Here is a 5,339-nt window from a genome sequence, read left to right on the forward strand (position 1 = left end):
CCTCCGCCCTCCTCAACGCCCACCCCGGTCTGGGCGCCCGCCTGGTCGGGGCCGCCGTCGTCGTCACCTTCATGACGAACTACGTCCTCTTCCGCGACTGGGAACGCTTCGGCCCGCTCCTCCTGCGCCACCCCACCCTGCTGGCCGTGGACACCCTCTTCGGCTCCCTGCTCCTGATCTCCGCGGGCCCGGACACGACCCTGGCCTACGTCAGCGTCTGCACCCCCCTGCTGGCCGGCATCGTCTACAGCTGGCGCGGCGCGGCCTGCTTCGCCTCCCTCCAGTCGCTGATCCTCCTGCTGGTCCACGCGGCCACGAAGAACCCGGGCGCGAGCCTCGCCGAATCCCTGCTGCTGCCCGGACTCTGCGTCGTCACCGGCGCCCTCGGCTCGACCCTGCGCGGCCTGCTGCTCCGCTTCGGCGCCGCCACCCACGCCCTGAGCGCGGTGCAGTCCCGGCTGGCCGTGACGGAGGCGGTGGCCGCCGAACGGGCCCGGCTGGCCCGCGAGATGCACGACTCGGTGGCCAAGACCCTGCACGGGGTGGCGTTCGCGGCGGAGGCCCTGGCGGCCACCGCGGGCGCGGAGAACACGGACCCCGCACGGGTACGGCAGCAGGCCGAACTGGTGGCCCGCTCGGCCCGTCGCGCCGCCGCCGAGTCCCGCGAACTCCTCACCGACCTGAGAGGCCGCACCGACCCCGACGCCACCGACGTCCTGCACGAACTCGCCGCCCGGACCAGTGACTTCAGCACCCGCACCGGTCTTCCGGCCACCTACCACCCCACCGGTGAACCGGTGGCGCCGCCGCCCGAGCTGCCTTCGGCCGTGGCCCGCCAGCTGCTGACCATCGCCGCCGAGGCCATGGAGAACGCCCACCGCCACGCGGCCCCCACCCGTGTCGACGTCCGCGCGGGCGTCCACGGCGACCTGCTGCGCATCAGCGTCTACGACGACGGCCGCGGCCTGCCGCCCGGCACCACCCTCGAACGACTGCGCAGCGAGGGCCACTTCGGCCTGCTCGGGATGGTCGAACGCGCCGCGGCGGTCGGCGCCCGCATCCACATCGGCCGCGCCGGCCACACCCGGGGCACCGAGGTCAGCCTGGAACTGCGCCTGGCGGCCGCTACGGCCCGAGAGGAGGCCCCGTGACGACGGACCGCCCGACCCGGGTCCCCACGGATCCCTTGCGGGTCGTCGTGGCGGACGACAACCCAGTGGTCCGCGCCGGCCTGACCGCCCTGCTGACCGGCCGCGAGGACATCACGGTCGTCGCCGAGGCCGCCGACGGCCACGAGGCCTGCCTGGCGGCCGACCGCCACCGGCCCGACGTCGTCCTGCTCGACGTCCGGATGCCCGGCGTCGACGGCATCGCCGCGCTGCCCTACCTGGTCCGGATCGCCCCGGTGCTGATGCTGACGTACACCGGGGAGCGGGAGACCGTCCGGGAGGCCTTGCGCAGGGGAGCGGGCGGCTATCTGGTCCACGGCGAGTTCACGGTGGACGAACTGGTCTCGGCGGTACGGGACATCAGGGACGGCAAGGCCCGTCTCACGGCCACCGCGGCGGACGCCCTGCTGGCCCAGCTGCGGGAATCGGATGCGATTGCACATGACGCAACATCGACTAGGGCTTTGCCCCGCGCAACTTCTCCGCAAAACCTTTCGCAAGTGCAACCAGATATGAGACAGTCGTCGTTGTCGGTGTCGTCGTCCCAACTCAGCGCGAGGGAGGCGGAGATCATGGACCTCATAGCGTCCGGCCTGACCAACCAACAGATCGCCGCCGCGTGCTTCATCAGTGAGAAGACGGTCAAGAATCACATCAACCGGATCTTCGCCAAGCTGCACAGCACAAGTCGCTCGGAGGCGGTCGCCAAATGGCTGGGGGTGTCCTGAGATGACCGGACGGGGGCGGACTTGGGCCCGCCGCTGGGCCCGTGGGCCCTTCACCGACCTACGCGTTCCGCACTACCGTCCCGGCGACGCGACACCTGGAGGGGCACACCATGAGCGATCTCATGCTGAAGACGGCCGTCGCGGCCAAGCTCCGCGTGAACGGCTGGAGGAACACGACAGCCGAAGCGATGCGACGCCGGGCCGGCGACCGGGGCCAGACCGCGGTGGAGTACCTGGGCATCATCGCCGTGGTGGTGGCGATTGTGTTGGCCATCACGGGTACGGATATCGGCAAGTCGATCCTCGACGCGATCAAGGCGAAGATCGCCGAAATCACCTGATGCCTTTACGCAGGTATGGCGCTGACGCAGGGCAGGCCTTCCCCATCTACATCACGGTGGTGGCGGGCCTGCTCTTTCTTGCGTTGGCCTACCTTGCGGTCGGCCAGGCGGCGGCCAACCGGAACGGCGCCCAGACGGCAGCCGACGCGGCGGCGCTCGCGGCGGCGCAGGACACCCGGGACCAACTCGCCGGGCTGTGGCTCACGGACCTGAACGACCCGACCAAGTGGCAGGACATCTTCGACGGCCAGGGCACCGTCACCCCCTCGTGCTGGCGGGCCTATGAGCTGGCCAAGCAGAACGACGCGCATGTGACCGACTGCGGCCCCGACGGGCTGCTCGGCTACACGGTCGGCGTCCAGACGGACAAGTCGGTCGGGGACTCCGTCGTTCCCGGCACGGAGAACACGTACGCGAAGGCGTCCGCCACCGCCGTGATCGAGCCGCTCTGTACGTTCACGCTCCCGGGAGAGGGCGCCGGTGACGACGTACTGCCGCAGCTCGTCTGCAAGGACCGCGACTGGGACCTGGACCCGCACGACACCGCGGCCCTCCCGCAGCCGGAAGACCTCTTCGACGTCCATCTGGCCGACTGACATGCGAACGACGAGTGAAGGAAGCAGAGCGATGAGCATTCGGTTCACGGCTAAGGCCCGTAGCGGGGTGGTCGCGTTGACCGTGGTTTCCGGCCTGGCTCTCGGCGTGGCCGGCTGTGGCGGGGGCGGTGATGACAAGAAGCCGGAAGCTTCGGCGTCGGTCTCCAAGGGCGATGGATCCAAGCCGAGCACTCAAGAGGGGCAGTCGGATGCGCCCCTGGCGGAGCTCAAGGGCTCGGAGGGCCTGGACCTGAAAATCACGTCTGCCGCGAGGGACTCCGGCGGGTTCGTCACGGTCAATGCCGACCTGAAGAACGACGGAAGCAAAGTGGCGATCCTTTCGTCGCAGTTGACCGGCAACGAGACCGAGATCATGAAGAATGGTCAGTCGTTCGGCGGGGCAACGCTCGTGGACTCCAAGGGCAAGAAGCGCTACTACGTGCTGCGGGACACGGACGGGCGGCCGCTCACCACGGCCGGGGTCCAGTCGGTGAAACCCGGTGAAAGCGTCCCCATTTTCATGCAGTTCCCCGCGCCCCCGGCGGACACCACCGAGGTCAGCTTCCAGCTGCCGACCTTCCCCTCCGCCACCATCCAGATTTCCGGGTGAGGCTCGACATGCCCCGCTTGCTTCTCACCCTCACCGCAGCGTCCTGCATGGTTGCCGCCGGCATCACCGCCGCCTACGCCGACGACACCCCCAGCGTCCCCCCGGGCACCGAGGCCACCGCCTCCGCACCCGTCGAGGTCGACCCGAACGATCCCGATCTCAAGCTTCCCGAGGGCGCCACCCTCGCCGGTCCCAAGGTCCTGGACATCAAGTCGGTCGTGGAGGACCAGTCCGGGGACGAGCGCCGGGAGGACACCAACACGTCCGTGAAGTTCGCGCTCCAGGCGGAGGTCCTGTTCGGCAAGGACAGCGCGAAACTCGGCGCCGACGCGAAGGCGCGGATCGCCGCGATCGCCGAGGAGATCAAGAAGCAGAACGCGACGAACGTCCGCGTCTTCGGCTTCACCGACAACCTCGGCAGCTCGGCGCACGGCGACGTCCTGTCGAAGCAGCGCGCCAACGCCGTACAGGACGTCCTCTCCCAGGACCTGAACGACCCGAACGTCACGTTCGAGGTGCGCGGCTACGGCGAGCAGTACCCGATCTCGTCGAACGCGACGGAGGAGGGCCGCAAGAAGAACCGACGGGTGGAGGTGTCGTTCCCGCGCTCGGAGAGCTGACCCGAGGCGGGACGCGCACGTGGGCGGTGCTGTCACGCGCCACGGCGACGGCCTAACTCGGCGGTTGACGCGGGGAAGCCTCGATCCGCACCCGCACCCCCGCCTTCACTCCCCAGCCCGCCATGGCTCCCGCCTCCGCCTCCAGTACGTGCCGGGAGCGGAGCCGGGGCAGGCCCAGGCGGCCAGGCTTCATGGTGCGTACGGCGATGACGTCGAGCCGTCGGTCGAGATAGGCGACATCGACGGGGATGCGCATCCGGAAGGTGTGCACGCCGCTCGCGGGGGACAGCAGGATCGCCCCGTCGACGCGGTCGCGGCCGAGCAGTCCCTTCGTCCGGGCGCGATAGGACGTGGCGATCTCCAGCGGCACGACGACCGGATCCGCGTCCTCCGGCCGCTCTCCACGCACCCTCAGTTCTCCCCGCCCGTCCCGCCAGCGCCGTCCCATGCCGGTCACCTCCCCCGCCGCGGCCCGGGGGAACCGTCCGCGGCGAACTCCCGCGGGAGCGGGCGGCCGTCTCGTCGACGCCCGCAAGCCCGGAAGGGCCCCGGTGGCCGACCGGACGCAGGACCCGCCGTCCGGAAGTGGCCGGGAATGGTCGGCCGTCGACCGGCGGGACAGGCGCCACGCGTACGTTCCGGGGCCGTGCGAGCCGTGGGGGAGTCACCCGGACGGCCTCGCCAATCGGTCAAGTCACCCTCAACGGGGCAGAACTCCGCCGATTCTTCACGGGGTTTCCACATCGTTACCGGAGTGGCTGGTTTCCCCGCTCGACCTCACGTAAGTTCATGGCGGGCAATTCGCGCCAGCAAAGCTGCGCGGCGGTACCGCGCGGTGGAGGGGACTGCGCGGTGCCGCGCCGGTCCAGGCCGGGGTGCTCCGTCGTCAAGTCGGGGCGACGGGCGGGGTCGCCCGTCGGAGGGACGCGGGCCGTGACACGCCCGGGGTTCCCGGGACACGCCGAGTCCGCCGGATCACCGCCCGGTTCCGGGCGCATCAGGCGAAACGCCAGGCGAGCCGCCCCCTTTCGGCCACGCACACCCCCTGAATGCCGCCTTCCGGCACCATCGAGGCGTCGTCGTCCGACTCCGGAGAGTAGTTGTGGCACGCCGATGCACGCAGCATCACTTACGAAGGGTTATGGTGGAAGCCCCCCCTCGGGCCGGTCCGTCTCCCCCCCCACGGACCGGCCCGTTTTCTTTGGCCCGCGCACAGCGCTCGATCCCCCCGCGCGCCCGACTCCGTGTGCCCCCACCGATCCACGCCCCCGAAGC

General features: G+C 70.5%; 7 protein-coding genes. 6 read left to right on the forward strand and 1 reads right to left on the reverse strand.

Annotated features, from left to right (window positions below; genetic code table 11):
- The 6 genes from FNH09_RS44315 to FNH09_RS44340 form a co-directional block, all read left to right on the forward strand.
- Window positions 1-1,151 (forward strand): sensor histidine kinase (locus FNH09_RS44315; protein WP_152895535.1); only part of this gene is annotated, 1,151 nt, incomplete at its 5' end.
- Complete coding sequence (locus FNH09_RS44320) at window positions 1,148-1,897, forward strand: response regulator (RefSeq protein ID WP_162470034.1); 750 nt, start codon at window positions 1,148-1,150, stop codon at window positions 1,895-1,897. The genes FNH09_RS44315 and FNH09_RS44320, both read left to right, overlap by 4 nt.
- 110 nt (window positions 1,898-2,007) lie before the next feature.
- Complete coding sequence (locus tag FNH09_RS44325) at window positions 2,008-2,238, forward strand: hypothetical protein (RefSeq protein WP_152895536.1); 231 nt, start codon at window positions 2,008-2,010, stop codon at window positions 2,236-2,238.
- Window positions 2,238-2,834 carry a pilus assembly protein TadG-related protein gene (locus FNH09_RS44330; RefSeq protein ID WP_152895537.1) on the forward strand — a complete coding sequence of 199 codons (597 nt, stop codon included), beginning with the start codon at window positions 2,238-2,240 and terminating at the stop codon, window positions 2,832-2,834. The genes FNH09_RS44325 and FNH09_RS44330 overlap by 1 nt, the downstream gene beginning before the upstream one ends.
- 31 nt (window positions 2,835-2,865) lie before the next feature.
- Complete coding sequence (locus FNH09_RS44335; RefSeq protein ID WP_152895538.1) at window positions 2,866-3,444, forward strand: hypothetical protein; 579 nt, start codon at window positions 2,866-2,868, stop codon at window positions 3,442-3,444.
- A gap of 8 nt (window positions 3,445-3,452) precedes the next feature.
- Window positions 3,453-4,064, forward strand: coding sequence for an OmpA family protein (locus FNH09_RS44340; protein ID WP_152895539.1), 612 nt, complete (start codon window positions 3,453-3,455; stop codon window positions 4,062-4,064).
- 52 nt (window positions 4,065-4,116) lie between these two features.
- Here FNH09_RS44340 and FNH09_RS44345 read toward each other — a convergent pair whose 3' ends face one another.
- Window positions 4,117-4,512, reverse strand: coding sequence for a DUF192 domain-containing protein (locus FNH09_RS44345; protein WP_152895540.1), 396 nt, complete (start codon window positions 4,510-4,512; stop codon window positions 4,117-4,119).
- Window positions 4,513-5,339 lie beyond the last annotated feature (827 nt).

Origin of the sequence: Streptomyces adustus (genome assembly GCF_009377175.1) — a bacterium.
In the GTDB taxonomy this organism is placed as follows: Bacteria; Actinomycetota; Actinomycetes; order Streptomycetales; family Streptomycetaceae; genus Streptomyces; species Streptomyces adustus.

What these genes read in the sequence shown, in the direction of transcription:
- FNH09_RS44325 (WP_152895536.1), top strand. Translation starts at nt 2,008, where the DNA reads ATGAGCGATCTCATGCTGAAGACGGCCGTCGCGGCCAAGCTCCGCGTG.
- FNH09_RS44330 (WP_152895537.1), top strand. Translation starts at nt 2,238, where the DNA reads ATGCCTTTACGCAGGTATGGCGCTGACGCAGGGCAGGCCTTCCCCATC.
- FNH09_RS44335 (WP_152895538.1), top strand. Translation starts at nt 2,866, where the DNA reads ATGAGCATTCGGTTCACGGCTAAGGCCCGTAGCGGGGTGGTCGCGTTG.
- FNH09_RS44340 (WP_152895539.1), top strand. Translation starts at nt 3,453, where the DNA reads ATGCCCCGCTTGCTTCTCACCCTCACCGCAGCGTCCTGCATGGTTGCC.
- FNH09_RS44345 (WP_152895540.1), bottom strand. Translation starts at nt 4,512, where the DNA reads ATGGGACGGCGCTGGCGGGACGGGCGGGGAGAACTGAGGGTGCGTGGA.